This is a genomic window from Streptomyces sp. NPDC044003, from assembly GCF_056435185.1.
This window is the reverse complement of the sequence record NZ_JBWKFA010000004.1, coordinates 631395-656630: the sequence shown is the minus strand read 5'-3', so window position 1 is coordinate 656630 and position 25236 is coordinate 631395. Positions and strand designations below refer to the sequence as shown.

Sequence of the window (25236 nt, the reverse complement as noted above, 5' to 3'; positions counted from 1 at the left end):
CCCATGCGTTCACTGCCGTACGACATCGACTTCCGCGCCCGGGCCCGCCGCACCCAGGCGTGGGGACTCGGACTCCTCGCCGCGGCCGGGCTGTTGTGGATCTGGCTCGCGGTGCTCCTCTTCACGCCCTACGAGGCCAGTGGGGCCAACTATGAGTGCACCTCCCGGTTCACCAGCGAGAGCCTCCACGACAACGACAGCGGCTGCGTCAACGAGCGCGACTGGCCCGAACTCCTCGCCGTTCTCGGCGCGTCCGTGCCCCTCGCCGTCATCGGCGGCGTCCTCTACACCAGTGGCTCCGTCTCCCACCGCATGGCCGAGCACCTCGCCGAGGTCACCCGCCTCAACGAAGCGAGCGCCTGACCGGATCCGGAAGATGCCGGAAGCGCCCGTCTCAGTCCTTCGCTATGCGGCTCGTCCCCATCGCGAGCGCCAGGCCGACGACCGCCACCACAACGTTCGCGAACAGCTCCCGGCCCTCCAGGAACCCCACGTTCTCCGTGAGGAACCGGGTCAGACCCATGAAGTGGAACCAGCCGCCCGTCAGCTCGCGGATCACCCCGGCCACACCGGCCACGAGCAGCAGCACCCCGAGACCCTCAAGAAACCTCTTCATGATCCGATCATGGTGGGGAGGGCCGGCCGGCCGCGTCCGCCGCTCGTCTACGGCCGTCGATACCAAAGTATCGACCTGAGCGACTCCGGTATCCCGACGGCCCGCACACCCCTTGCACCGCCCCCGGCCTGCGTACATTTGCGGACATGACTCGCACGGACCGGCAGCGCTGGCTGCTCCCCTCCCACCTGGTCGAACCGGGCGGGAGCGGGGCCGCCCGGCCCCGCCGTACCGTCCGCGACTGGATCGTGGACACCTCGCTGTTCCTGCTCGCGGCCCTCGTCGGCCTCCTCGCCGCCGACACCAGCGCGCAGTACACCAGCGAGACCGTCACCCTCCTCGACCAGCTCGCCGGCGCCGCCGCCTGCTGCGCCCTCTGGACGCGCCGCCGCTGGCCGGTCGGGCTCGCGGTCGCCCTGTCCGTGGCGAACATCCTCGCCCCCGTCGCCGCGGGCGCCCTCCTCGTGAGCCTGTTCAGCGTCGCCGTGCGTCGGCCGTTCCGCGAGGTCGGCTGGATCGTGGCGTTCGCCGTCGCCACCTCCACCGCCCAGGTCTTCGTCCGCCCCGACCCCACCACCAACGCCGGGCTCTCCATCGCCCTCGGCTTCGTCCTCATCCTGCTCGTCACCGCCTGGGGCATGCTCGTCCGCTCCCGGCGCCAGCTCGTCGAAGCCCTCAGGGAACGGGCCCGCCGCGCCGAGGCCGAGGCCGAGCTGCGCGCCGCCCAGGCCCAGCGGCTCGCCCGCGAGGCCATCGCCCGCGAGATGCACGACGTGCTCGCCCACCGCCTCACCCTGCTCAGCGTGCACGCCGGAGCCCTGGAGTTCCGGCCGGACGCCCCGCCCGAGCAGATCGCCCGCGCCGCCGGAGTCATCCGCGACAGCGCCCACGAAGCCCTCCAGGACCTCCGCGAGATCATCGGCGTCCTGCGCGCGCCCGGCGAGAACGGCGACGGCGACCGGCCCCAGCCCACCCTCGCCACCCTCGACTCGCTGGTCGAGGAGTCCCGCGAGGCCGGCACGGAGGTCGTCCTCGACACCACCGTCGACGACCCGGCCGCCGTGCCCGCCGCCACCGGCCGTACCGTCTACCGCATCGCGCAGGAGGGCCTCACCAACGCCCGCAAGCACGCCCCCGGCACGACGGTCACCGTCACCGTCCGGGGCCGCCCCGGCGAAGGCCTCACCGTCGACGTCCACAACCCGGCCCCCGCCGGCCCGGTCCCGCACGTCCCCGGCTCCGGCCAGGGCCTCATCGGCCTCACCGAACGCGCCGCCCTCGCCGGCGGCCGGATGGAACACGGCCCGGCCCCCGACGGCGGATTCGCCCTGCACGCCTGGCTGCCGTGGCCGGCATGACCTTCCGTCCGGTCCGCGCCGTACGCGCGGCCGCCGGCATGACCTTCCGGCGGTTCGCGCCGTACAAGGCGTCCGCCATGGCCGGCGTGACCTTCCGGCGGATCCCACCGCCACGCGCGTCCGCCGTGGCCCACATGACCTTCCGGCGGATCCCACCGCTACGCGCGGCCGCCGTGGCCCGCACGACCTTCCGGCCGATCCCGTCGCATGCGCGGCTACCGTGACCCCCATGACCATCCGGCTGATCGTCGTCGACGACGACCCCCTGGTCCGTGCGGGCCTCACCCTCATGCTCGGCGGCGCCGACGACCTCCAGATCGTCGGCGAGGGCGCCGACGGCCGCGACGTCCCCGAACTCGTCGCCCGGCACGCCCCGGACGTCGTCCTCATGGACATCCGCATGCCCCACGTGGACGGCCTCACCGCCACCGAACGTCTCCGCGCCCTCCCCGGCGCCCCCGAGGTCGTCGTCCTCACCACCTTCCACGCCGACGAGCAGGTGCTGCGCGCCCTGCGGGCCGGCGCCGCCGGCTTCGTCCTCAAGGACACCCCGCCCGCCGAGATCGTCGCCGCCGTCCGCCGGGTCGCCGCGGGTGATCCCGTCCTCTCGCCGGCCGTCACCCGTCAGCTCATGACCCACGTCACGGAACAGCAGGAACAGCCGGACCAGCCCCGGCGTGCCACGGCCGCCGCCCGCCTCGCCGGACTCGCCGACCGCGAGCGGGAAGTGGCCGTCGCCGTCGGGCACGGCCGGTCCAACGCCGAGATCGCCACCGAGCTCTACATGAGCGTTCCCACGGTCAAGGCCCACGTCTCCCGGATCCTCGCCAAGCTCGGCCTCAACAACCGTGTCCAGATCGCGCTGCTCGTCCATGACGCGGGCCTCATCGACACGGACCGGAACGACTAGTCGGATAGTCTGCTTCGATGTCCGTCATCGAACTGGGGGAGTACGGCGCGGACTTCACCGCGAATCCGTACCCCTACTACGCGAAGTTCCGTGAAGCAGGTCCCGTCCACGAGGTACGGATGCCCGACGGCTTCCAGTTCTGGCTGGTCGTCGGCCACGAGGAAGGGCGCGCGGCGCTCGCCGATCCCCGGCTCGCCAAGTCCCCCTCCGTCATCGGCGTCCGGCCGCCGGAGGAGGACGTCATCGGCGTCCACCTCCTCTCCGCCGACGCCCCCGACCACACCCGGCTGCGCCGCCTGGTCACGGCGGAGTTCACCGGCCGCCGCGTCGAGAGCCTGCGCCCCCGCATCGAGCGGCTCACCCACGAACTCGCCGACGCCATGGAACCGGCAGGACGCGCCGACCTCGTCGACGCCTACGCGTTCCCGCTGCCGATCACCGTCATCTGTGAGCTCCTCGGCGTCCCCGCCGAAGACCGCGAGACCTTCCGCGGCTGGTCGAACGAGCTCGTCACCCCGACCGGCGAGCGCGGCATCCTCGACGCCCTGGAGGGCTTCGGCGGCTACCTCGACGGCCTCATCGAGGACAAGCGGGCCGCGGGACCCGCCGACGACCTGCTCTCCGGCCTGATCGCCGCCCGCGCCGAGGACGGCGACCGGCTCTCCGGACCCGAACTCCGCGCCATGGCCTACCTGCTGCTCATCGCCGGCCACGAGACCACCGTCAACCTGATCTCCAACACCGTCCGCAACCTGCTCACCCACCCCGAGCAGCTCGCCGCCCTGCGCGCGGACCCCGACCTCCTCGACGGGGCGATCGAGGAGTCCCTGCGGTACGACGGTCCCGTGGAGACCGGCACCTTCCGCTTCACCCGGGAGCCCGTCACCATCGGCGACACCGTCGTCCCCGCGGGACAGAGCGTCCTCGTGGCGATCGGCGCGCTCGACCGGGACCCGGCCCGCTTCCCCGAGCCCGACCGCTTCGACATCCGCCGCGACACCAAGGGTCACCTCGCCTTCGGCCACGGCATCCACTACTGCCTGGGCGCCCCGCTCGCCCGCCTGGAGGGCAGGATCGCGCTCCGGACCCTCCTGGACCGCTTCCCCCGGCTCGAACTCGACCCCGAGGGCGCGCCCTGGGAGTGGCTGCCCGGCCTCCTCATGCGCGGCGTCCGCCACCTCCCGGTCCGCTGGTGACACAGCGGTAGGGGGTGCCTTGCCGATCGGCCGGACTCGCGGCAAGACACCCCCCAGGGCCTTTCAGGCAGGCCCTGGGCCAGGGGCGGGCAGGAGTTGAGTCAACGGTCGACCAGCCGTGGACGCGGGGTCTCACCCGTGGATTCCGCGTCGGTGTCGTCGGTGCCGACCGGGCCGCGGGGAAGCATCCGGTCCAGCCACTTCGGCAGCCACCAGTTGGTCCGGCCGAGGAGTGTCATGGTCGCCGGTACCAGCACCATGCGCACGACCGTGGCGTCGACGAAGATCGCGGTGGCCAGGCCGAGCCCGAACATCTTGGTGGAGGGGTCGTCGGCGACGGCGAAGGACAGGAAGACCGCCACCATGATGAGGGCGGCCGAGGTGATGACCCGGGCGGTGCCCGAGACGCCCTCGACGATCGCCGTGCCGTTGTCGCCGGTGCGCAGGTACTCCTCGCGTACGCGGGAGAGGAGGAACACCTCGTAGTCCATCGACAGGCCGAACAGGATGGCGAAGAGGAACATCGGGATGAACGACACGATCGGAACCGTCGCTTCCAGCCCGATGAGTGCGCCTCCCCAGCCCCACTGGAAGACCGCGACCATGATGCCGTAGGCCGAGCCGATGCTCAGCAGGTTCAGCAGTACCGCCTTGAGCGGTACGAGTACCGAGCGGAAGACCAGCATCAGCAGCAGGAACGACATCGCCAGCACGGCGGCGACGAACACCGGCAGGCGTTGGCTGGTGCGTCGGCCCACATCGGACAGGCTCGCGGCGGCGCCGCCGACGTGGGCCCTGGCCGGGCCGTGCCCGATCGCCATGGGCAGCACCTCGGTGCGCAGCCGGGCGATGGTGTCGGCCGTGGCCTTGTCCTGAGGGCTGGTGGTCGGGAACACCACGAGGGTCGCGATGCCGGTAGCCCGATCGATGTGCGTCGGCGCGACGGATGCGATGCCCGGATCCGCCGCGACCGTGGTGACGAGACGGTCCACCACTCCCCGATCGCCGGAGGGGTCCGCGGCGATGACGAGGGGACCGTTGGTGCCCGGGCCGAATCCCTCGGCGACGAGGTCGTAGGCGCGGCGTTCCGTACGGCTCTGCGGCAGTGAGCCGTCGTCGGGCAGGCCGACGCGCAGGCCGAGCACGGGCAGCGTCGCCGTCAGCAGCAGCCCCGCCGCGCCGACCGCGTACGGCACCGGGTGCCGGCTGACGTGGCCGATCCAGCGCCCCCACCCGGCGGCGGAGGCGGCGCCCGCCGCCGTGTCCCGCCGTCGGTCGATTCGGCCCGACCGCCTGGCCCGAAGAGCCCGGACGATCCGGCCGGCCTGGCCCAGCCGCGGGCCGGCCGCGCCGAGGAAGGCCGGCAGTAGCGTCACCGACGCGAGCACCATGGTCAGGACGACGATCGAGACCGCCAGGCCGCCCACCGTCATGAACGGCACGTTCGCGACCGCCATGCCGAGGATCGATACGACGACGGTGCCGCCGGCGAAGACCACGGGCCGCCCCGCCGTGGCCACCGCCCGTCCGGCTGCCTCGTGGGGATCGAGCCCGCGCGCGAGGTACTCCCGGTGTCTGGCGAGCACGAACAGCGCGTAGTCGATGCCCACTCCGAGCCCGACCATGCTGCCCAGGACCGGTGCGAAGGTGGGGACGTCCGTCACCCCCGCCAGTACCGTCATCGTGGCGACGCCGACGGTCAGCCCGAAGACCGCCATGCCGATCGGGAGCGCGGCGGCGACGAGCGAACCGAACGCCAGGAACAGGACAGCGGCGGCGGCAAGGATCCCGATCAACTCGCTTGCGCCGCCGTCGGGGTCGGAGAAGGCGTAGAAGAGGCTCCCGCCCATCTCGATCCGCAGGGGCAGCTCGGCGCGCAGCCGGTCGCCGAGATCGACGAGGGCGTCGAGGTCCTCGGCCGACAGTCGGCTCTGGTCGGGGTACTGCACCCGGACGACCGCGATCCGTCCGTCGGCCGAGACAAGTCCGCCGCGCACGGCGGTGTCCCCGCCCGTGTCGAGCGCCCCCGCCGGGTCGCTCGTGCCGAGCACGTGCGGCAGCCGCTTCACCTCGGCCTGCAGCCGCGTGAGAGCGGTGCGCGCGCCGTCGTCGTCGAAGAACGTCGCACCGTCGTCGAGGGGGGTGACGACCACTTGGGCGGTCATCCCCTCCTGGCCGGTGCCTGCCCGCTCGATCAGTTCCGCGGCCCGCTGGGAGTCCAGTCCTGGAGCGGTCATCGAATCCGCGGTACGCCCGCCGAGGGCGACGGCGGCGAGGACGGCGAGCGTGGCGGCGATCAGCCATGCCCCGATCACCCGCCAGGGATGGCGGGCGGCGCTTGCGCCCAGGCGCAACAGGGCTTTCGAGAGCATCGGGTCCTCCAACCACCTCGTCGGCCGTCCTTGTACGGCCGCCGATGCCGAGGCTCGTCGCCACGGCGCTCCGCGGCATCGGCCCGAGGGCCGCGGATCCGTCGGCCCCGGGGCCGAGTGACGACCCGTCCTTTCGGCCGATGCGCGGCACGCCGCGGTCCCTAAGCTGAGAATCGTGCTCCGAGACGACCTGCGAACCCTGTGGACCGAACAGCGGCCGCCCGACGCGCCCGCCCGGGTGCGGCGGGACTGGGCGCTGCTCGCCGCGTGCCTTGCCGGTGTGGCGCTGGAGGCCACCCTGCGCGAGAACGTCGTGTGGCGGCCGGCGGCGGTGGTGCTCGCCGTATGGCTGTGCCTGCTGACCCTGTGGCGCCGGACCCGCCCGCTGGCGATGGTGACGCTGGCGTTCGGCTCGGTGATCCTGCTTCCGGTGGCCTCGCTCGTCGCCGCACCGCACGAACCCGTCGGCCTGAACACCAGCGCGGTCGTACTCGTGCTGGTGTACGCGCTGCCCCGCTGGGGATCGGGACGCGACATCGTGCTGGGCGGCGCGGTGATCCTCGCGGCCGGCGCGCTGTGTGTCGTCGTGGATGAGACCCCGGTCGTCGAAAAGGTCGTGGGCTTCCTCTTCCTGCTGCTGCCCGGCGTGGTCGGGGCTGCCGTGCGGTTCCGGATGACCGCTCGCGAGCGGCAGTTGGAGCAGGTGCGCTCCCGCGAGCGCGAGCAGCTCGCCCGGGAACTGCACGACACGGTGGCCCACCACGTGTCGGCCATGGTGATCATCGCCCAGGCGGGCCGGGTGCTCGCGGGCACCGACCCGTCCACCGCCGTCGAGGCGCTGGAGGGGGTCGAGGAGGAAGGGGCGCGCACGCTGGAGGAAATGCGCGCCATGGTCGCCGCGCTGCGCGACCGCGGGGTCGGCGCCGAGCTGGCGCCCCCTGCCGGAGTCGCGGATCTGGAGCGCCTGGTGCGCACCCCGGGTGGTCGCCTCAGGGTCGACCTGGGGCTCGACGGCGAACTGGACGCGCTGCCCCCGGCCGTGGACGCGGCCGTCTACCGGATCGTGCAGGAGTCGGTGACCAACGCGCTGCGCCATGCGGTCGACGCGACCGAGCTCGTCGTCCGGGTCGCCGCGGAACGGCACACGGTAAAGGTGAGCGTGCGCGACAACGGCCGGCGCACCGGCCGGGGCCGCGACGGATACGGACTTACCGGACTGCGCGAGCGCGCGACCCTGCTCGGCGGCACACTACGAGCCGGCCCGGGTGCCGACCGGGGCTGGCATGTCGAAGCCGAACTGCCGAGAGCGAGGAGCGAGAGCGGTGTCCATTCGCGTCCTCGTCGCTGACGACCAGACGATCATCCGCACCGGGTTGCGGATCATGCTGAACGCCCAGCCCGGCATCGAGGTGGTCGGCGAGGCCGCCGACGGGCTGGAAGCGGTACGTCTGGCCCGCGAACTACGCCCCGACGTCTGCCTGTTCGACATCCGCATGCCCGTACTCGACGGGCTCGAGGCCACCCGGCTGGTCGCCGGCCCGGGCGTCGCCGACCCGCTGGCCGTGGTCGTCATCACCACGTTCGACCTCGACGAGTACGTCTACGGCTCACTGCGTGCCGGCGCCCGCGGATTCCTCCTCAAGGACACGGGACCGGACCTTCTGGCGCAGGCCGTACGGTCGGCGTCCGACGGTGAGGCGCTCATCGCGCCCAGCGTCACCGTCCGTCTGCTCCAGGCATTCTCGGACCTGCCCGCCGGCCGGCCCGTGGCCCAGCCGGTCTCCCCGGTCACCGCCCGCGAGGAGCAGGTGCTCCTCGCCGTCGCTCGCGGGCTGACCAACACCGAGATCGCCGATGCACTGCACATCAGCCTCAGCACGGTGAAGACGCATCTGGCCAGCCTGATGGCCAAACTCGGCGCCCGCAACCGGGTCGAGATCGCGATGTGGGCCTACGAAACGCGCCGTATCCTCCCCGGAACCTGAGCCGGGTGCCGGGCCATGTCCCCTGAGTCCCCGCCCGGACATCAGTGCACCCTCACCAGGACCACCCGATGATCACGACTCGGTACGCGCCCTAGGCGGCCTCGACCCGCACCGGAACGCGCTCCCGCCGCGACCGTTCGCACGCCTCGGCGATCCGGAGCGCCGCCAGGGCCTCCCGGCCGTCGCACGGGTTGGGCGCCTCGCCGCGCACCAGGCGGACGAAGGCGTCCAGCTCCGCCTCGTACGCGGGGGCGAACCGCTCCAGGAAGCCGGGCCAGGGCTTGCCCGGGGCGGGCGGGCCCTGCGGCTCCACCGAGGCGAGCGGGGACCGGTCGTCCAGGCCCACCACGATCTGGTCCCGCTCGCCCGCCAGCTCCATGCGGACGTCGTACCCGGCGCCGTTGCACCGGGTCGCGGTCGCCGTCACCAGCGTGCCGTCGTCCAGGGTCAGCACGGCGGCGGCCGTGTCGACGTCGCCCGCCTCCCGGAACATCGACGGGCCCGCGTCCGAGCCCGTCGCGTACACCTCGACGACCTCCCGCCCGGTCACCCAGCGGACGATGTCGAAGTCGTGCACGAGACAGTCGCGGAAGAGACCGCCGGAGAGCGGCAGGTACGCGGCTGGCGGCGGCTCCGGGTCGGAGGTGACCGCCCGCACGGTGTGCAGCCGGCCGAGCCGCCCCGACCGCACGGCCTCGCGCGCCGCCCGGTAGCCCCCGTCGAAGCGGCGCATGAACCCCAGCTGGAGCACCGTGCCCGCCGCCGTCACCGCGTCGAGCGCGGCCAGCGTCCCCGGCACGTCCAGGGAGATCGGTTTCTCGCAGAAGGCCGGCAGCCCCGCCCCGGCGGCGCGGGCGATCAGCTCCGCGTGCGCGGCCGTCGCCGAGGCGATCACCACGGCGTCCAGGGCGTGCCCGAGCAGCGCGTCCACGTCCGCCGCCGCCTCCGCGCCCAGCGCCCCCGCGACCCCGGCCGCCCGGACGGGGTCCGCGTCCGCCACGATCAGCGACTCGACCTCCGGGTGGCGGGCCAGCACACCCGCGTGGAAGCTCCCGATCCGTCCCGTACCGATCAGTCCGATGCGCATGGCCCCACCGTGGAGCCGGGCGCACCCGGGTGTCAAGGATTTGTCAGGACAACCGGACGTCACGACTTCCCGTCATCACCGCCCCGGGCTACGCTCCCCCCGTGCCCAAGCAGTCCGGCTCCCCCCTGCCCCCGCTCTCCGTGGACCGCACCAGTCCGGTCCCGCTCTACTTCCAGCTCGCCCAGCAGCTGGAGAGCGCCGTGGAGAACGGGACACTCGCCCCGGGCACCCTCCTCGGCAACGAGATCGACCTCGCCACCCGGCTGGGCCTCTCCCGGCCCACCGTCCGCCAGGCCATCCAGACCCTCGTCGACAAGGGCCTCCTGGTCCGCCGCCGGGGCGTCGGCACCCAGGTCGTGCACAGCAGGGTCCGGCGGCCGATGGAGCTCAGCAGCCTGTACGACGACCTCGCCGCCGCCGGGCAGCGCCCCGCCACCCGGGTCCTCGTCAACCGCCTCGAACCCGCCGTGGGACCGGTCGCGGCCGCCCTCGGCGTACCGGAGGGCACCGAGGTCCACTACCTCGAACGGCTCCGTACCGCGCACGGCGAGCCCATGGCGTACCTGTGCAACCACCTGCCCACCGGGATCGTCGACCCCGACACCGAACAGCTGGAGACCACCGGTCTCTACCGCATGCTCCGCTCCGCCGCGCTCACGCTGCACAGCGCCCGGCAGTCCGTCGGGGCCCGCGCCGCGACCGCCGAGGAGGCCGCGCTCCTCGACGAGGCGGAGGGTGCCCCGCTGCTCACCATGGAGCGCGTCACCTTCGACGACACCGGACGCGCCGTCGAGTACGGCTCCCACCTCTACCGGGCCACCCGCTACTCCTTCGAGTTCCAGCTGATGGTCCGTCCGTAGCCGCTCGAGGGGGCCCCTCACCAGTGCCAAGACCCGCATGACCGATACTGCAATGCACGCAGAAGGACACAAAGGAGGGCACGGTCTCGTGACCAGGCTTCGGACAGGAGGGGTACGCGCCGCAGTCGGCGCCGTGCTCGCCCTCGCACTCACCGCGGCGCTCGCCGGGTGCAGCAGCACCGGCGGAAAGCGGGCGGAGGACGCCCGCAAGGCCGCCGAGGCCCAGGGCAGGGCGGCCGTCGACACCCCCCGGTGGACCTTCGCCATGGTGACCCACTCGGGCGACGGCGACACCTTCTGGGACATCGTCCAGAAGGGCGCCAAGCAGGCCGCCGTGAAGGACAACATCAACTTCCTGTACGCCCACAGCGACGAGGCCCAGCAGCAGGCGCAGCTGATCGACTCGTACGTCGCCAAGGGCGTCGACGGGCTGATCGTCACCCTCGCCAAGCCCGACGCGATGAAGGCCGCCGTGGAGAAGGCCGTCAAGGCCGGCATCCCGGTGATCACCGTGAACTCGGGCGCCGAGCAGTCCAAGGCCTACGGGGCGCTCACCCACATCGGCCAGGACGAGACCGTCGCCGGCGAGGCCGTCGGCGAGGAGCTCGACAAGCGCGGCAGGAAGAAGGCCCTCTGCGTCCTGCACGAGCAGGGCAACGTCGGTCACGAGCAGCGCTGCGCCGGTGTGAAGAAGACCTTCGACGGCGAGCTCGTGAACCTCTACGTCGACGGCACCAACATGCCCGACGTCAAGGCCTCCATCGAGGCCAAGCTCCAGTCCGACAAGGCGGTCGACGCCGTCGTCACCCTCGGCGCCCCCTTCGCCGACACCGCCGTCCAGGCCGCGAAGAGCGCCGGCAGCAAGGCCGAGGTCGACACCTTCGACCTCAACGCCAAGGTCGCGACCGCCCTGGAGGCCGGCACCCTCGGCTTCGCCGTCGACCAGCAGCCCTACCTCCAGGGCTACGAGGCCGTCGACCTGCTCTGGCTGTACCGCTACAACGCCGACGTCCTCGGCGGCGGCAAGCCGGTCCTGACCGGCCCCCAGATCATCACCAAGGACCAGGCCGCCGCGCTGAAGCAGTACGCGGATCGGGGCACCCGATGAGCTCCACCGCCCCACCGTCGGACGGAGTCGACCACGTCGACGAACGGCTGCTGCGCACCACCCCGCTGAAGAAGCTGCTCGCCCGCCCCGAGCTCGGCTCGGTCGTCGGCGCGATCGCCGTCTTCGCCTTCTTCGCGGTGGTCGCCGACAGCTTCCTGAACCCCTCCAGCCTCGGCACCGTCCTCTACGCGGCCTCCACCATCGGCATCATGGCCGTCCCGGTCGCCCTGCTGATGATCGGCGGCGAGTTCGACCTCTCCGCCGGTGTCCTGGTCACCAGCTCCGCGCTGGTCTCCTCGATGTTCAGCTACCAGATGACGGCGAACGTCTGGGTCGGCGTCGGCGTCTCGCTGCTCGTCACCCTGGCGATCGGCGTCTTCAACGGCTTCATGCTGACCCGCACCAAGCTGCCCAGCTTCATCATCACGCTCGGCACCTTCCTCATGCTGACCGGCCTGAACCTGGGCCTCACCAAGCTGATCAGCGGCACCGTCTCCACCAAGAGCATCGCCGACATGGAGGGCTTCCCCTCCGCCCGCAAGCTCTTCGCCTCGGAGGTGACGATCGGCGGCGTCGAGTTCAAGGTCACCATCCTGTGGTGGTTCGGCCTCGTCGCCCTCGCCACCTGGATCCTGCTCCGCACCCGCTTCGGCAACTGGATCTTCGCCGTCGGCGGCGGCGCCGACGCGGCCCGCGCGGTCGGCGTCCCCGTCTACCGCACGAAGATCGGCCTCTACATGGGCGTGGCCTTCTGTGCCTGGATCTCCGGCCAGCACCTGCTCTTCTCCTTCGACGTCGTCCAGTCCGGCGAAGGAGTCGGCAACGAGCTGATCTACATCATCGCGGCCGTCATCGGCGGCTGTCTGATCACCGGCGGATACGGCTCGGCCATCGGCTCGGCGGTCGGCGCCCTCATCTTCGGCATGACCAGCAAGGGCATCGTGTACGCCGAGTGGAACCCCGACTGGTTCAAGTTCTTCCTGGGAGCGATGCTCCTCCTGGCGACCCTGCTGAACGCCTGGATCCGCAAGCGCGTGGAGGCCACCAAGTGACGACCGACACCGCTCCTCTCGTGCAGCTCGACGACGTCAGCAAGTACTACGGCAACATCCGCGCCCTCGAAGGCGTCTCCCTGGAGGTCCGCGCGGGCGAGATCTCCTGCGTCCTCGGTGACAACGGCGCCGGCAAGTCCACCCTCATCAAGATCGTCGCCGGCCTCCACCGGCACGACGCCGGCACCTTCCGCATCGAGGGCGAGGAGGTCACCCTCGCCAACCCGCGCGACGCCCTCGACCGGGGCATCGCCACCGTCTACCAGGACCTCGCCGTCGTCCCCCTCATGCCGGTCTGGCGGAACTTCTTCCTCGGCTCCGAGCCCACCAGGGGCTCCGGCCCCTTCAAGCGGCTCGACGTCGGCCTGATGCGGTCCACCACCCGCGAGGCGCTGCTCCGCATGGGCATCGACCTCCGGGACGTCGACCAGCCGATCGGCACCCTGTCCGGAGGCGAGCGCCAGTGCGTGGCCATCGCCCGCGCCGTCCACTTCGGCGCCAAGGTCCTCGTCCTCGACGAGCCGACCGCCGCGCTCGGCGTCAAGCAGTCCGGGGTCGTCCTGAAGTACGTCGCCGCCGCCCGCGACCAGGGTCTCGGCGTGGTTCTCATCACGCACAACCCGCACCACGCGTACCTCGTCGGCGACCGCTTCGTCCTCCTCAAGCGGGGCGTCATGGCCGCGAGCCACACCAAGGACTCCGTCACCCTCGACGAGTTGACCCGGCAGATGGCCGGCGGCAGCGAGCTGGAGGACCTGCGGCACGAGCTGGAGCGGCCGACCGGCACATGACCGGGCCCCGGCGCGACGTGACGGCCCCTTCACACCCCACCTGGCAGAATCGGAGCCGATGAGTACCTACCGTGACCTCGCCCACCGGGGAGCCGCCCGCGGGACCGTGCTGCGCACCGTCGGGACCCGGGAGCGGCGCTCCCACCTGACCGCGCCCCGGGTGCCGACCGTCGGCATCGACATCGGCGGTACGAAGGTGATGGCCGGCGTCGTCGACGCCGACGGCAACATCCTGGAGAAGCTCCGCACGGAGACCCCGGACAAGTCGAAGAGCCCCAAGGTCGTCGAGGACACCATCGTCGAGCTGGTCCTCGACCTCTCCGACCGGCACGACGTGCACGCGGTCGGCATCGGCGCGGCCGGCTGGGTCGACGCCGACCGGGCCCGGGTCCTGTTCGCCCCGCACCTCGCCTGGCGCAACGAACCCCTCCGCGACGCCCTCCAGGGCCGCCTCGCCGTCCCCGTCATGGTCGACAACGACGCCAACACCGCCGCCTGGGCCGAATGGCGCTTCGGCGCCGGACGCGGCGAGGACCACCTCGTCATGATCACCCTCGGCACCGGCATCGGCGGCGCCATCCTGGAGGACGGCCAGGTCAAGCGGGGCAAGTTCGGCGTCGCCGGAGAGTTCGGCCATATGCAGGTCGTCCCCGGCGGCCACCGCTGCCCCTGCGGCAACCGCGGCTGCTGGGAGCAGTACAGCTCGGGGAACGCGCTGGTCCGCGAGGCCCGTGAGCTGGCCGCCGCCGACTCCCCGGTCGCGTACGAGATCATCGAGCGGGTCAAGGGGAACATCCCCGACATCACCGGCCCCCTCATCACCGAGCTCGCCCGCGAGGGCGACGCCATGTGCGTGGAGCTGCTCCAGGACATCGGCCAGTGGCTCGGCGTCGGCATCGCCAACCTGGCGGCAGCCCTCGACCCCTCCTGCTTCGTCATCGGCGGAGGCGTCTCCGCCGCCGACGACCTGCTCATCGGCCCCGCCAGGGACGCCTTCCGCCGCCACCTCACCGGCCGCGGCTACCGTCCCGAGGCCCGCATCACCCGCGCCCAGCTCGGCCCCGAGGCCGGGATGGTCGGCGCCGCCGACCTCGCCCGGCTCGTCGCCCGCCGCTTCCGCCGCGCCAACCGGCGCCGCGTCGAGCGGTACGAACGGTACGAGCGCTACGCCCAGGCCCTGCGCAACGGGACCTCGGGCCGGGCCGCCCGTACCCCCGAGGACCCCTCTTCATGACCGTGCCCCACCAGTCCGCCCCGCCCCGCCCCCCGCAGGACAAGATGCCCGAGGAACGCCGGCACATGATCCGCCGCCGCTGGCTGACGGCCGTCATCATCGTGCTCCTCGTCGGCATCCCGGCCGGCTACCTCGTCATCTCCGCGGGCCAGAGCCGTGACAGCGGCCGCGACAAGGAACGCGAGTCCTCGGCGGCCGGCCTCCAGGACAACTGGCCCTCGCTGATGAAGCGCCGGGTCTTCGAGGTCCCGATCCCCGCCGGGGCCTGGGACGTCGCCTACTACGAGACCAGCAACTGGAAGACCAGCCGGCTGTACGTCCAGTTCACGACGACCGCCGGCGGCCTCGACGCCTTCCTCGCCGAGTCCGGGACCTCGCGCTCGGCGCTCACCTCGGGCCGGATCACCGTCGGCGAGCGCGACGCCGACATCGCGGGCTGGACCTTCGCCCCCGACATGACCTGGGCGGGCACCACCGTGACCCGCGAGAAACCCCGCCCCCACACCAACATCACGGTCGACCTCACCGACCCGGCCTTCCCCCGCGTGTACGCGGTCTCCACCACCAGCCCCTGACGTCCCCCGGAAGAACCGCCCGGCTCGCGCGGACGCGCGGGATCGCGTCCAATGGCGGGACGGGCCGGGGCTGGGTCGGGAGGCGGGATGTCGTGGGCGACCCGGGTGCGGAGCATCCGGACCGGAGCCGAGAGCCGCTTTCCCGTACTCACGGAACTGACCAGCCGGCTCGTGAGCGGGAACCTCCTGGACGCGGGCACACGGCTCGCGGCCCAGGCCTTCCTGGCGGCCGTACCCCTCCTCTTCGCCCTCGCGGCCTTCGCCCCGCTCGCGATCCGCAACCAGCTGGGCGAGTCCCTCCGCGCCATCTTCGGGCTCAGCGGCCAGTCGGAGCACGAACTGCAGCAGGTCCTCGACCAGAACACCACCGAGGGAGCGCGGGAGACCACCGGCGTCGTCGGCGCGCTCGTGGCACTGGTGTCGGCCACGAGCTTCAGTCGCGCCATGGCCAGGGTGTGCGAGCGGGCCTGGGGGCTGCCCAAGGCCGGGACCCGGATCGCGGCCTGGCGGTGGCTCGTGTGGCTGCTCGCCCTGGTCGTCGTGGTGCTTCTCCAGGCCCCCATCCGCAACGGCTTCGGGGCCGGCGCCTGGCTGGGCCTGCCGCTGTTCTTCCTGGTCAACACGGGAGTGTGGCTGTGGACCCAACACCTCCTGCTCGCCAAGCGGGTCGACTGGCTGCCGCTCCTGCCCGGCGCCGTCCTGGCGGGCACCGCCTCGACCGTCCTCGGCCTCACGGCCCGTCTCTACATGCCGGGTGCCCTCAACCGGGCCCTGGGCGAGTACGGCTCGCTGGGCCTGGTCCTGACCCTGCTGTCCTGGCTGATCGTGGTCTGCGCCGCGATCACCTTCGCCTTCACGATCGGCGCCGTCCTGGCCCGGGAACCCCCGCTCGACCGTTACCTGGGCGTGGACCGCCGCGAGAACTGATCCCTACGACCATCGCCCCCAGGAGACCCTGGGGGCGATCGTCGTTCATGTGCGCGTGCGGATCAGTCGCCGATCAGCCGGCGCTGTCACTCAGGCCGAGCACCTGTGGGTCACGGCCGGGGAAGTCCCCGGGCATGCCGCCCACGTCGATCGTGCGACCGTACACGCCGGCCAGGAAGGCGACGGCACCGACCGGGAACTCCGACCAGTCGCCGTTGTCTCCGCGGACGACCACCGGCCATGCGTCCGGATCGGCCGGGCTCGTCCTCCAGTAGAAGGTGTCGCCCGAGGAGGACGACGCCCAGGAGATCAGACCACCCGGCTGCGGGAAGGGGACGTAGTCCTCGGTGTCGCCCATCTCGAACAGGTCCTGGAGGATCTCGTCGTCCCTGGCCTCGGACGCCCACAACGCCTCGGTGCCGGGCCGGGGCACGGACACCGTCAGGAAGTCGTCGACGACCAGGACCGGATAGGCCTCCGCCAGAGCACGGAAGTCCGAGGGCAGAGCCGTCCCGAGGACCGCCTCGAGAGCAGCCCAGTCCACGTCGCGTCCCGCCGCAGCACGCCACGGCACCATCGCCGGGAGGGCGGCCTCCAGCTCTTCGATTCTCAGCATGTCGTCTGCCAATCCGGGCTGTTCTGTACCACGACGTTGCTGAACAGTACTCCGTCCTCGGTGTACGCGGACATCGTGATGCTGTCCGCGTATCCCGTCGTATGGCTGTAGTTGACCTTGCCCGTGTACATGACCCACTTGCCGGCCGCGAGCTGCTTCTCCATCTGGATCTCGCACCGTCGCATGCCGCTCTTGTTCATGCGCGAGAACCCGGTGAAGAGGTTCTCGTTGACCCAGTCGCCGCCCACCTTGTCACCGACGATGTGCGTACGGTCGAAGATGTTGCCCCTGCCCGACCGGTTCGTGTTCGACGCGGGGTCCGGGAATCCGTACACGTTCACCGTGCCGGTGTCCCGGGGCGCGAGCGGAGCCTTGAGGTCGTCCGGGCAGATCAGCGCGGTCGCACCCTGGGCACGACCCTCCCCGTCCAGCGGCTGGTACTGGAAGCGGGACGACTTGGGCGCGTCCGCACACCGCTTCCTGTTGTCCGTGTCCGAGTCCCCGTCCGGCACCGGGATCGGCAGGGGAACCGGCTCGGTCGTCGGCCCCGCCTCCGGCTCGTCGTCCTCGAAGAGGTCGCCGATGCCCTCCACGATCGAGTCGAAGGTGTCGTTGATGGCGGTCTGCACGTCCTCGTCGTTCACCACGACCTCGTACGTGACGACCGCGGCGACCGCCACGAGCAGGATGGCGCCCTCGGCGAGGTCGTCGATGAGGGCGAAGTGGCCGTCCAGTTCGACGTTGCTCACCGGGTTGCCGCCTGTGAAGGCGTAGCGGTTGCCGGTGAACGCGTCGACCCCGAGACCCATGTCGGCCAGTGCGCCGGTGTACATGTCCCGCGTGGTGAAGCGGTTGAGCCCCGGGTTGTAGTCGCGGAAGCCCATGTCGTACGTGCCGGACGCGGTGTCCCAGCGCTTGGCGTTGTACCGGTACGGGTTGTAGTCCTCCTTGGTGGGGTTCTGGGCGTCGGGCTTGTCGATGCCGGTGAACTCCGACTCGTCGTCGCTGCCGTAGGCGGTGTAGCCGTACGTGGCCTTGGTGTCACCGTTCTTGTCGGTCAGCGCGTCGACGTCGGTGTGGCCGTTGTAGCTGTAGTACGTGGCCTCGTCGGTGCCGTCGGTGTGCTTGATCTGGGACAGGCGCTCGCCCCACGGGCTGTACTGGTAGGACTTCGACAGCTGGCCGGCGACCTTCTCGTCCAGGACCTCGCCGGACAGACCCAGGTACTCGAAGTCCGTGGTCTTGCCGTCGGCGGTCGTGGACAGGGTGCGGTCGAGCGGGTCGAAGGTGTAGCGCGTCGACTTCATCGCGCCGGTCGGGTCCGCCTTCTGGGACTCGACGACGTGGTCGAAGCCGTCGTACACGCTGCGCCCGACGACCTTGCCGTTGCTCGTGACCGACTCCTGGCGGCCGAACGGGTCGTAGTTGTACTGGAACGCCGTACCGGCGACGGAAGAGCTCTGCAGCCGGTTGCGGTCGAAGGAGAACGTCGTGGTCGTGCCCTGGACGTTCTGGCTGACGACGTTGGCGTTGTCGTCGTGGACGTAGGTGTCCGTCGACGCGCCGTTGCCGGTCTTGACGGACTTGGCGAGCCGGTCGACCGGGTCGTAGGTGTAGTCGGTCGTGGAGTCGAGGTACGCCGAGTGGTTGTCGGCGTCCATCTTCTTCGTGACGTCCTGCGTCGGGTTGCCGTTGCCGTCGTACTGGTAGGTGTGCGAGGCGACCAGCGTGCCGCCCGCCTTCTTCTCCACGGTGGACGTGACCGAACCGTCGAGGAAGTACGTGCTGTCGACCGTGTTGCCGTTGTCCTTGGTCTGCCGCAGGACCTGGCCGCGGTCGTTGTACGTGTACGACGTGACCTTGGGGGACGTGTCCGTGGCCGACTTTCCGACCGAGACCGTCTTCGTCAGATCACGGGTGTCGTAGGTGTACTTGGAGAACTGGTCGGGGTGGCTGATCGTGTCCGGCAGGCTGTTGGCGTCGTAGGTGTAGGCCGTGGACTTCTTCTCCTGGCCGGCCAGCGACTCCGTGACCTTCTGGATCTGGTCGAGGCCCGTGTAGGCGATGGAGTAGGCATCGACCGGCGCACCGGGGGAGGTGTCGTCGATCGACGTCAGGTTGCCGTTGACGTCGTAGCTGTACGCGAAGGCGTGCTTCTCGTTGTCGGTGTCGGCCGCGGTGTCGCGGACGAGCTTCACGCCGTCGGCGACGACCGCACCCCCGCTGTTCTGGAACAGCTGCAGCTTGGCCGCGTTGCCCTGGGTGAAGGCGAACGAGCCGAGGCTCACCCAGGCGCCCGGGGTCGTCGTCTGGTTCCTGATGACGTCCGTGGTCGTGCCGTCGGACTTGGTGACCGTGTACTTCGCGGCCGTCGCGGCGCCGGTGACCTGCGGGTAGCGCACGTACGCCGTGTAGGTGCCGTCCTTGGGGATGTTCAGCGTCCACGTGAACGCGTCCGTCCCGGCGCCCGCGGCGTGGACCTGGTGGTCGAAGCCCTGCTGGCCGGGGAGGCTGGCGTGGGTCCAGGTACCGGTGGAGCCGGTGTTCTGGGTGTCGGAGTTGTCGACGAGCGGCACGGCGGTGCCGACCGGCACACCGTTGTCCGACTTCGACTTCAGCTTGCCGTCAGGGTAGAACGACCAGCTCATCGTGCGATTGGACGAGCCTCCCGCAGAGGTGAGCGTACGGGCGGTCTGGCGGCCCAGCTCGTTGTAGTCGTACGTGGTGAGGATGTCCCACGGGTCCGTCGTCGACTTGGTCCAGCCGTTGTCGAAGTATCGGTACGTGGTGTCGTTGCGGACCGTCTGGCCCTCGGACGGCGGCAGGGAGGTCCTGGCGACCCGGCCGACGGCGTCGTACTCGGTCTCGGTGTAGACGTTCGGGTCGTTGTAGCGGGCGTCCGCCGGGTCGTACGGCTGGAACTGCTTCACCGGGCGGTTCAGCGCGTCGTACTCGGTCCGGGAGGTGAAGTCGTCGGCGTTCGCCGTCTCCACTCCGCGCGGGGTGATCACCTTGGTGGTGTTGCCGACCTGGTCGTACTCGTACTTGGTCGTCCGGTAGGTGATGCCGGGGCTGGTGCCCTTGTGCGGGACCTTGACCTCGGTCTGCTTGCCGCGCTCGTCGTAGGTGATCAGGGTCTCGTTGTTCTCCGGGTCCTTGCTGGAGACGACGAGCGAGTCCTTGTCGTAGGTGCGCGAACTCGAGTTGCCCAGAGCGTCGGTGATCGAGACGGTCCGGTGATCGAGGTCGTACGACATCTTGCTGGTGTAGTCGGTGGTGTCGGCGGTCGCGTTCTTCTTCGGGTCGACGACCTTGAGGAGGTTGCCGACGTTGTCGTACTCGTAGGAGATCTTGTCGCCGACCGCGTTCACCACGGAGACGAGCTTGTAGAGCTCGTCGTAGCTGTGGGTCGTGAGGTAGTCGCCGGAGTCACCGGTGGTCGCGGTGCCCTTGGGCTGCACCGTCGTCCTCAGATGACCGGTCCTGTCGTACGTGTAGTCGGTCCTGCGCTCGGGACCGGTCGGCGTGTCCTTCGGGTCCGTCGACGAGACCATCTGGTCCGCGGCGTCGTACACCGCGGAGGACACCGCGCCGTTGGGCGCCGTGGACGTGGTGATGTTGTCGTTGGCGTCGTAGACCGGAGCCTGGAGGGTGATCAGGTCACCCGCGACCTGGTCCTTCGGCACGGTCTTCACCAGCGGACGGCCGAACGTGTCGTACGACTGCGTCGTCTTCTTGCCCAGTGCGTCGGTGACCTCGGTGACCTGCCCGCGTACGTCGTAGACGAACGTCGACGCCTTGCCCAGCGCGTCGGTGATGGTGGACGGGTAGCCCGTCGGGCCGAAGCCGCTGTTGGTCGTCGGGTGTCCGTTGGCGTCCGTCGCCTTGGTCAGCTCGCCGTACGCGTCGTACTCGTACGACGTGGTGTAGTCACCCGCCGTCGCGGTGGCGACGCCCTTGGGGTCGGTGACCGTCTTGAGGTTGCCGAAGGTGTCGTACCCGAACTGCCAGGCGCGGCCCGCCCGTGACGTCTTGCGGAAGAGGTCCGCGGAGAAGCCGTCGGCGCGGGTCTGGTACTCGAACTTCGCCGCGTTCGCAGGCCACTTGGTGGCGTCGGAGACGCAGGTCACCGTCTGGTCCGGCACGCCGGCCTTGTTGTTCTCCGCGTCGCGCTGCCAGAGCGGGTAGCCCGTCTTCTGGTCGTAGCAGTACGCGGTCTTGGCGCCGTTGGCCTCCTCCAGGTACGTGACGTTGTTGTCGGCGTCCCACGACATCTTCGTGGTCTGCGACTTGGGGTTCGTCGTCTGGACCGGGCGGCCGAAGTCATCGGTGACGTAGGCCGTGGCGTGGTTCTCGGCGTCGGTGACCCGGGTGGCCGTGAACTTGGGGTTGCCCGCGTCCACCGCGTACGTGTAGCCCGTGGGGCCCTGGAGACGGTCGGTGATCGTCTTGGTCCACCAGTGGTACTTCGGGTCGTCACCGGTCTGCGGGTAGTTGTACGCCAGCGAAGTGGCGTTGCCGCGCGGGTCGGTGGCCTTGACGAGCTTGACGTTCTTGTTGCCCTGGGTGGCGTCGTACTCGAAGCCGAAGACCTTCGGCTGGGTCGAGCCCGCGCCGTCGGTGATCTTGGTGAGCAGGCCCTTGTCGGAGTACTCGAAGGTGACCTTGCGGCCCGAGATGTCGGTCATCGACTTGATGTGGTCGATGATCTTCGGGTTGCTGCTGTCGGCCTTGGAGTAGTACTCGACGGTCAGCGACTGACGGCCGACCGGGTCGGTGATGTACTTGAGGAACTTGGTCGGCTTGTTGTTCGACTTGCGTTCCTCGTAGGTGTACGTCTGCGTGTTGCCGTTCTTGTCCACGACCGAGGTCATGTAGCCGTCGCAGCCGAACACGAACCGCGTGCCGTCGGGACGGCTCATCGTCCAGGCGTCCGGGATCGGGTCCTTCAGCGGGGTGCAGTCCAGACCGGGCTTCGCGGTCAGCCTGTAGTGGACACCGGCGGGGGCCTTCCAGGAGCCGTCGGGCTGCTCACGGAAGACGTGGGTGGTGCCGTCGCCGTCCGGGAGACGGATCTCGGTCGGGTGCGGCTTCGGGTGGAACTCCAGCGGCGCGCCGAGCCGGACCGGGCCCGAGGCCTGGAAGGACCAGCCGTAGCCCGAGACGGTGTCGGAGGTGTCCTGGCTGTTGTACGCGAACCGGGCGAAGGTGGTGATACCGCGGCCGGGGTTGGTGAACGCGTTGTACTGCCAGACCAGGTTGCCGGACGCCGTGTTGTTCATGACGGTCGAGCCGGCGCCCGTGTTCTTCCCTGTGTAGGAGTAGAACTTCTCCATGCCGAGCTGGTTGGAGGTCGGGTCCTCCACCGCCACGTTCTGCGCGAGACCCGGGATGCCGGAGGTGCCGGAGGTCCAGGTGCCGGTCGTCTTGTTGTAGACGTCCCAGGTCAGGATGTAGTCCGTGCGCTTGTTGCCGTTGTCCGAGTTGATCGGGGTCTTCACCACGGCCTGGAGGTCGATGCTGTCACCGGGGGCGACGTTCGCCGGCAGGGCGGTCTGGACCTGGTTGCCACCGGTCGTCACGTCGGTGCCGTCGGGCAGCGTCCACTTGTAGGTGAGGACGTTGTCGGCCGAAGTCCAGTTGGCGGCGGTGGTGTTGGTGAGAGTGAAGTCGACGGTGTAGTCGGTGTTCGGGGTCATGCGCGCGGGGGTCTGCGGCGCGTAGTACGTCGACTCGGTGGTGGAGTCGATGTAGGTGACCGCGATGCGGGGCCGGAGCTTCGGCTCGGCGCCCTCGGAGGACAGGAACAGCGTGCGCTCCTGCCGGGCGACCTCGTCGGCCATCTTGATGGCCACGCCCTTCTGGGAGGCCGGGGTGGTCACCCAGGACTGGGCGAGCGAGGTGACGTCCCAGTTGTGGCGGGCCGGGTCGTTCGTCATCGCGCCGACATCGCCGACGGAAGCACCGAAGTCACCGCCCTGCGCGGTCCAGTTCGTCGCCGCATCCGCCTTGACCCAGGTCGCCGACTCGTCGAAGTCGCGCGTCAGTGGCCGAAGTTCGTAGACGGCGCCGGTGGTGTCCTGGGAGGTCTGGGTGGACCAGATGCGGACATCGGCCTCCAGGACCCGGGCCGTGGTGGGAATGCCCAGGGCCGGGAACTTCAGCAGGGCCCGCGTGTCCTCGTAGGTGGCGGAGTTGTTGCCGACGCTCAGCCAGTTCTGCGGACCGCCGTCGTCGAAGGTGTCGTGCGCGAGCGTGGGCTGCGCCGAGGACAGAGTCGTGTCCTGGGACGCGAACTGCACCTTGATCGTGCGTCCCGCCTTCGGCAGACGTACGAGCTGGGTCGGCGCTGCGACGACCTGCCCGTCCTTCGTCTTGACCGCGACCATGTAGTAGTACGCACGGCCGAACGGATCCGGATCGTCGGCCTTCGTCGGCGTCGCGGAGGTGTCCGTGTACGACGTCGTGCCCGGCGTGACCGGGGCCACGAGCGTGGCGGCCGAGGGGGTGAAGGTCTGGCTGACCGAGCGGTGGACCTGGTACTCGACGATGTCGTCGCCGGTGCCGACCGGGTCCTTGTCCTGGTACGCGGACCAGTTCAGCTCCGCGCCGGTGTCGTGGATCGTCGTCGGGGTGGAGAGGTCGACGCCCTGACGGCCGAACGTGAGGACGAGGCGCGGGTAGTTGGCGGTCTCGCCCTCGTAGGCGTACTCGCTGCCCTCGTAGCGCGGCCCGCCCTTCGGGCCGTTGGCGGACTCGTCACCGGCCTTGATCACGAAACCGTTGTTCGTGTAGGTGCCGTCGATCCACTGCTGGACCGTCTTGGTCACCGGGAAGGAGTGCCAGGTGTTCAGCTCGCCGGGCTGCTTGGTGACCACGCCGCCCTTGGTGAAGCGGACGGCGTCGGCGATGACGGAGGTAGCGGTCGATGCCGGCCCGTCGCCGAGGACGATCTTGCCGAGGGTTCCGGCCTTGAACGGGTGCGAGCCGAGCGTCTTCCACACACCGGCGGTGCCGGTCTGCTGGTTGACCGTGTAGGCCTTCGTCCCGCCGTCGTAAGTGACGGTGTAGGGGGCGTTGGTGGCACGGTCGGAGGCCGGGACGTAGTGCGTCTCGACCTGGTAGGTGCCGTCCTCGGGAAGACTCGGCTGCCAGGTGTACGTGTCGCCGGCGACCGAGTCCTTGTTGTACATGTACGTCTGGTTCACCGCGTACTGCGTGTACGCCGTGTTCCCCGACGCCGGCCAGGCACCCACAGCCGCCGTACGGCCGGCCTCACCGTTGTCCACCAGCACCGAGGTGCCGGACAGTTCACCGGTGATCGCGTTGGCGTTGCTCCAGGTCGCCCCGGACTCGGTCCACGCCTGGGTGGCGCGGTGCGCCTCCAGCTGGACCTCGGTGTCACCCGTGGTGTGCGTCTGGTCGAAGTACATCCGCAGATCGGCCGAGTCCAGCTTCGTGCCCGCGGGGATGCTGCTGACCGGGAACCGGATCAGCGCACGCGAGGCACCCGTGGAGGTGTTGCCGACCGACAGACGCCAGTTGTCGTCGTAGTTCGTCGTCGCACCGTCCGACGAGATCATCACGTCCTGCGCCGTCGACGGCGTCGGAGCGATCGAGATCGTCGGGTCGATCGTGACCGGGTACTGCCGCTCGGACGCGGCCAGCCACTTCGCGTCGGGCGTGACCGACAGCTCCCAGCCCTTGCCGGCCCGCGTCAGCTTCTGCGTGACGTTCCCGCTGTAGGCCGAGCCGTAAGCGGCCTTGGCGTCCTTCTTCGCGTCCGTCATGAACGCCGCCGGGATGACGAGGACCGGGTCCGCGCCCTCACCGAAGAAGGAGATCGAGCCGTCCTTGTTCTGCTTCGGCGTCAGACCACCCGCGTCCAGCGTGAACGTGAACGACACCGGACCGGACGGCTTCGCGTCCAGGACGATGTTCTCCTTCACCCGGCCCGGACCGACCACGTACGACAGATCCGCACCGGACACCGCGTCCTTGTACGTGACCGTGTCGCCCTTGGCCACCGGCGCGAGCTTCCCCGCACCCTTCAGACCAAGAGTCACCACGTGACCCTCGGCCTGGAAGCGCAGCAACCGCTCCGCGTCCGAACCGAACCAGCTGGACGCAGCGTTCGTCGTGTTGGCGAAGTCGAAGCCCTTGGCGCCGGACGGAACGACCGTCGCGTCGATGTCCTTCCAGGACTTCCCCGCCCGGTAACCGGTCGGGACGGCCGACACCTCGGCCTGCACCCGCCCGTCGGACAGCTGCCAGTACCGCGCGTTCGCCGTCCGCTTACCGGCCAGTTCCGCGACACGCTTCGGCTTCGCCGCAGCTTTACCCTTTGGCAATTTCTCCCGGCTCGGGAGAACCGGAGTCCCACCGGTCGACGGCTCGACCGGCTTCGCCGGCTCGGCCCTGTCATCCGTGTCGGAGAGCCAGCCCGAGAGGGCATCAAAGACGCCCGTATCACCGTCATCCGAAACGGGAGCCGCATAAGCGACTTGTGGCAACATGGTTCCGGCGACTGCCGAAACCACGAGGCAGGC

19 protein-coding genes are annotated in these 25236 nt (G+C 70.4%); 14 read left to right on the top strand and 5 right to left on the bottom strand.

Annotation, left to right across the window (positions count from 1 at the left end):
- The first annotated feature begins 3 nt into the window (after window positions 1-3).
- On the top strand, window positions 4-363 hold the full coding sequence (locus tag AC07AW_RS20100; protein WP_478816818.1) for a hypothetical protein: 360 nt from the start codon (window positions 4-6) through the stop codon (window positions 361-363).
- Window positions 364-394: 31 nt separating this feature from the next.
- Here AC07AW_RS20100 and AC07AW_RS20095 read toward each other — a convergent pair whose 3' ends face one another.
- Window positions 395-616: a hypothetical protein gene (locus tag AC07AW_RS20095; protein WP_478816817.1), complete on the bottom strand. Its 222-nt coding sequence runs from the start codon at window positions 614-616 to the stop codon at window positions 395-397.
- 146 nt (window positions 617-762) lie between these two features.
- Here AC07AW_RS20095 and AC07AW_RS20090 point away from each other — a divergent pair, with 146 nt between their 5' ends.
- The 4 genes from AC07AW_RS20090 to AC07AW_RS20075 are packed head-to-tail and all read left to right on the top strand — an operon-like array spanning window position 763 to window position 4080.
- Window positions 763-1974, top strand: a complete 1212-nt coding sequence (locus AC07AW_RS20090; protein ID WP_478816816.1) for a histidine kinase — start codon at window positions 763-765, stop codon at window positions 1972-1974.
- Window positions 1971-2198 carry a hypothetical protein gene (locus AC07AW_RS20085; protein WP_478816815.1) on the top strand — a complete coding sequence of 76 codons (228 nt, stop codon included), beginning with the start codon at window positions 1971-1973 and terminating at the stop codon, window positions 2196-2198. Before AC07AW_RS20090 ends, AC07AW_RS20085 begins: the two co-directional genes overlap by 4 nt.
- Before the next feature lie 5 nt (window positions 2199-2203).
- Complete coding sequence (locus tag AC07AW_RS20080) at window positions 2204-2884, top strand: response regulator transcription factor (protein WP_478816814.1); 681 nt, start codon at window positions 2204-2206, stop codon at window positions 2882-2884.
- A 17-nt stretch (window positions 2885-2901) separates the two neighbouring features.
- The gene (locus AC07AW_RS20075; RefSeq protein WP_478816813.1) at window positions 2902-4080 is read left to right on the top strand and encodes a cytochrome P450 family protein; all 1179 of its coding nucleotides are present in this window, start codon (window positions 2902-2904) and stop codon (window positions 4078-4080) included.
- A gap of 101 nt (window positions 4081-4181) precedes the next feature.
- Here AC07AW_RS20075 and AC07AW_RS20070 read toward each other — a convergent pair whose 3' ends face one another.
- Window positions 4182-6452, bottom strand: a complete 2271-nt coding sequence (locus tag AC07AW_RS20070) for an MMPL family transporter (protein WP_478816812.1) — start codon at window positions 6450-6452, stop codon at window positions 4182-4184.
- 175 nt (window positions 6453-6627) lie between these two features.
- Here AC07AW_RS20070 and AC07AW_RS20065 point away from each other — a divergent pair, with 175 nt between their 5' ends.
- Both AC07AW_RS20065 and AC07AW_RS20060 read left to right on the top strand, forming a co-directional pair.
- A complete protein-coding gene (locus AC07AW_RS20065; protein WP_478816811.1) occupies window positions 6628-7800 on the top strand; it encodes a sensor histidine kinase in 1173 nt (390 codons plus the stop codon).
- Entirely contained in the window at window positions 7775-8437 is a 663-nt protein-coding gene (locus AC07AW_RS20060; protein ID WP_478816810.1) for a response regulator, read from the top strand. Before AC07AW_RS20065 ends, AC07AW_RS20060 begins: the two co-directional genes overlap by 26 nt.
- Window positions 8438-8528: 91 nt before the next feature.
- On the opposite strand, the gene AC07AW_RS20055 is transcribed toward AC07AW_RS20060, so the two are convergent.
- Window positions 8529-9524 carry a Gfo/Idh/MocA family protein gene (locus tag AC07AW_RS20055; protein WP_478816809.1) on the bottom strand — a complete coding sequence of 332 codons (996 nt, stop codon included), beginning with the start codon at window positions 9522-9524 and terminating at the stop codon, window positions 8529-8531.
- A 140-nt stretch (window positions 9525-9664) separates the two neighbouring features.
- On the opposite strand from AC07AW_RS20055, the gene AC07AW_RS20050 reads away from it, so the two are divergent.
- The 7 genes from AC07AW_RS20050 (at window position 9665) to AC07AW_RS20020 (ending at window position 16071) form a co-directional block, all read left to right on the top strand.
- Complete coding sequence (locus AC07AW_RS20050; RefSeq protein WP_478816909.1) at window positions 9665-10384, top strand: GntR family transcriptional regulator; 720 nt, start codon at window positions 9665-9667, stop codon at window positions 10382-10384.
- Window positions 10385-10472: 88 nt separating this feature from the next.
- A complete protein-coding gene (locus AC07AW_RS20045; RefSeq protein WP_478816808.1) occupies window positions 10473-11492 on the top strand; it encodes a sugar ABC transporter substrate-binding protein in 1020 nt (339 codons plus the stop codon).
- Window positions 11489-12544, top strand: a complete 1056-nt coding sequence (locus tag AC07AW_RS20040; RefSeq protein ID WP_478816807.1) for an ABC transporter permease — start codon at window positions 11489-11491, stop codon at window positions 12542-12544. The genes AC07AW_RS20045 and AC07AW_RS20040 overlap by 4 nt, the downstream gene beginning before the upstream one ends.
- Complete coding sequence (locus AC07AW_RS20035) at window positions 12541-13335, top strand: ATP-binding cassette domain-containing protein (RefSeq protein WP_478816806.1); 795 nt, start codon at window positions 12541-12543, stop codon at window positions 13333-13335. Before AC07AW_RS20040 ends, AC07AW_RS20035 begins: the two co-directional genes overlap by 4 nt.
- 58 nt (window positions 13336-13393) lie before the next feature.
- Window positions 13394-14569 carry an ROK family glucokinase gene (locus tag AC07AW_RS20030; RefSeq protein WP_478816805.1) on the top strand — a complete coding sequence of 392 codons (1176 nt, stop codon included), beginning with the start codon at window positions 13394-13396 and terminating at the stop codon, window positions 14567-14569.
- The gene (locus AC07AW_RS20025; protein WP_478816804.1) at window positions 14566-15144 is read left to right on the top strand and encodes a hypothetical protein; all 579 of its coding nucleotides are present in this window, start codon (window positions 14566-14568) and stop codon (window positions 15142-15144) included. The genes AC07AW_RS20030 and AC07AW_RS20025 overlap by 4 nt, the downstream gene beginning before the upstream one ends.
- Window positions 15145-15231: 87 nt before the next feature.
- Window positions 15232-16071, top strand: a complete 840-nt coding sequence (locus tag AC07AW_RS20020; protein ID WP_478816803.1) for a YhjD/YihY/BrkB family envelope integrity protein — start codon at window positions 15232-15234, stop codon at window positions 16069-16071.
- Between the two features lie 73 nt (window positions 16072-16144).
- On the opposite strand, the gene AC07AW_RS20015 is transcribed toward AC07AW_RS20020, so the two are convergent.
- Entirely contained in the window at window positions 16145-16687 is a 543-nt protein-coding gene (locus AC07AW_RS20015; RefSeq protein WP_478816802.1) for an SMI1/KNR4 family protein, read from the bottom strand.
- Window positions 16681-25203: a golvesin C-terminal-like domain-containing protein gene (locus AC07AW_RS20010; protein WP_478816908.1), complete on the bottom strand. Its 8523-nt coding sequence runs from the start codon at window positions 25201-25203 to the stop codon at window positions 16681-16683. Before AC07AW_RS20010 ends, AC07AW_RS20015 begins: the two co-directional genes overlap by 7 nt.
- Window positions 25204-25236 lie beyond the last annotated feature (33 nt).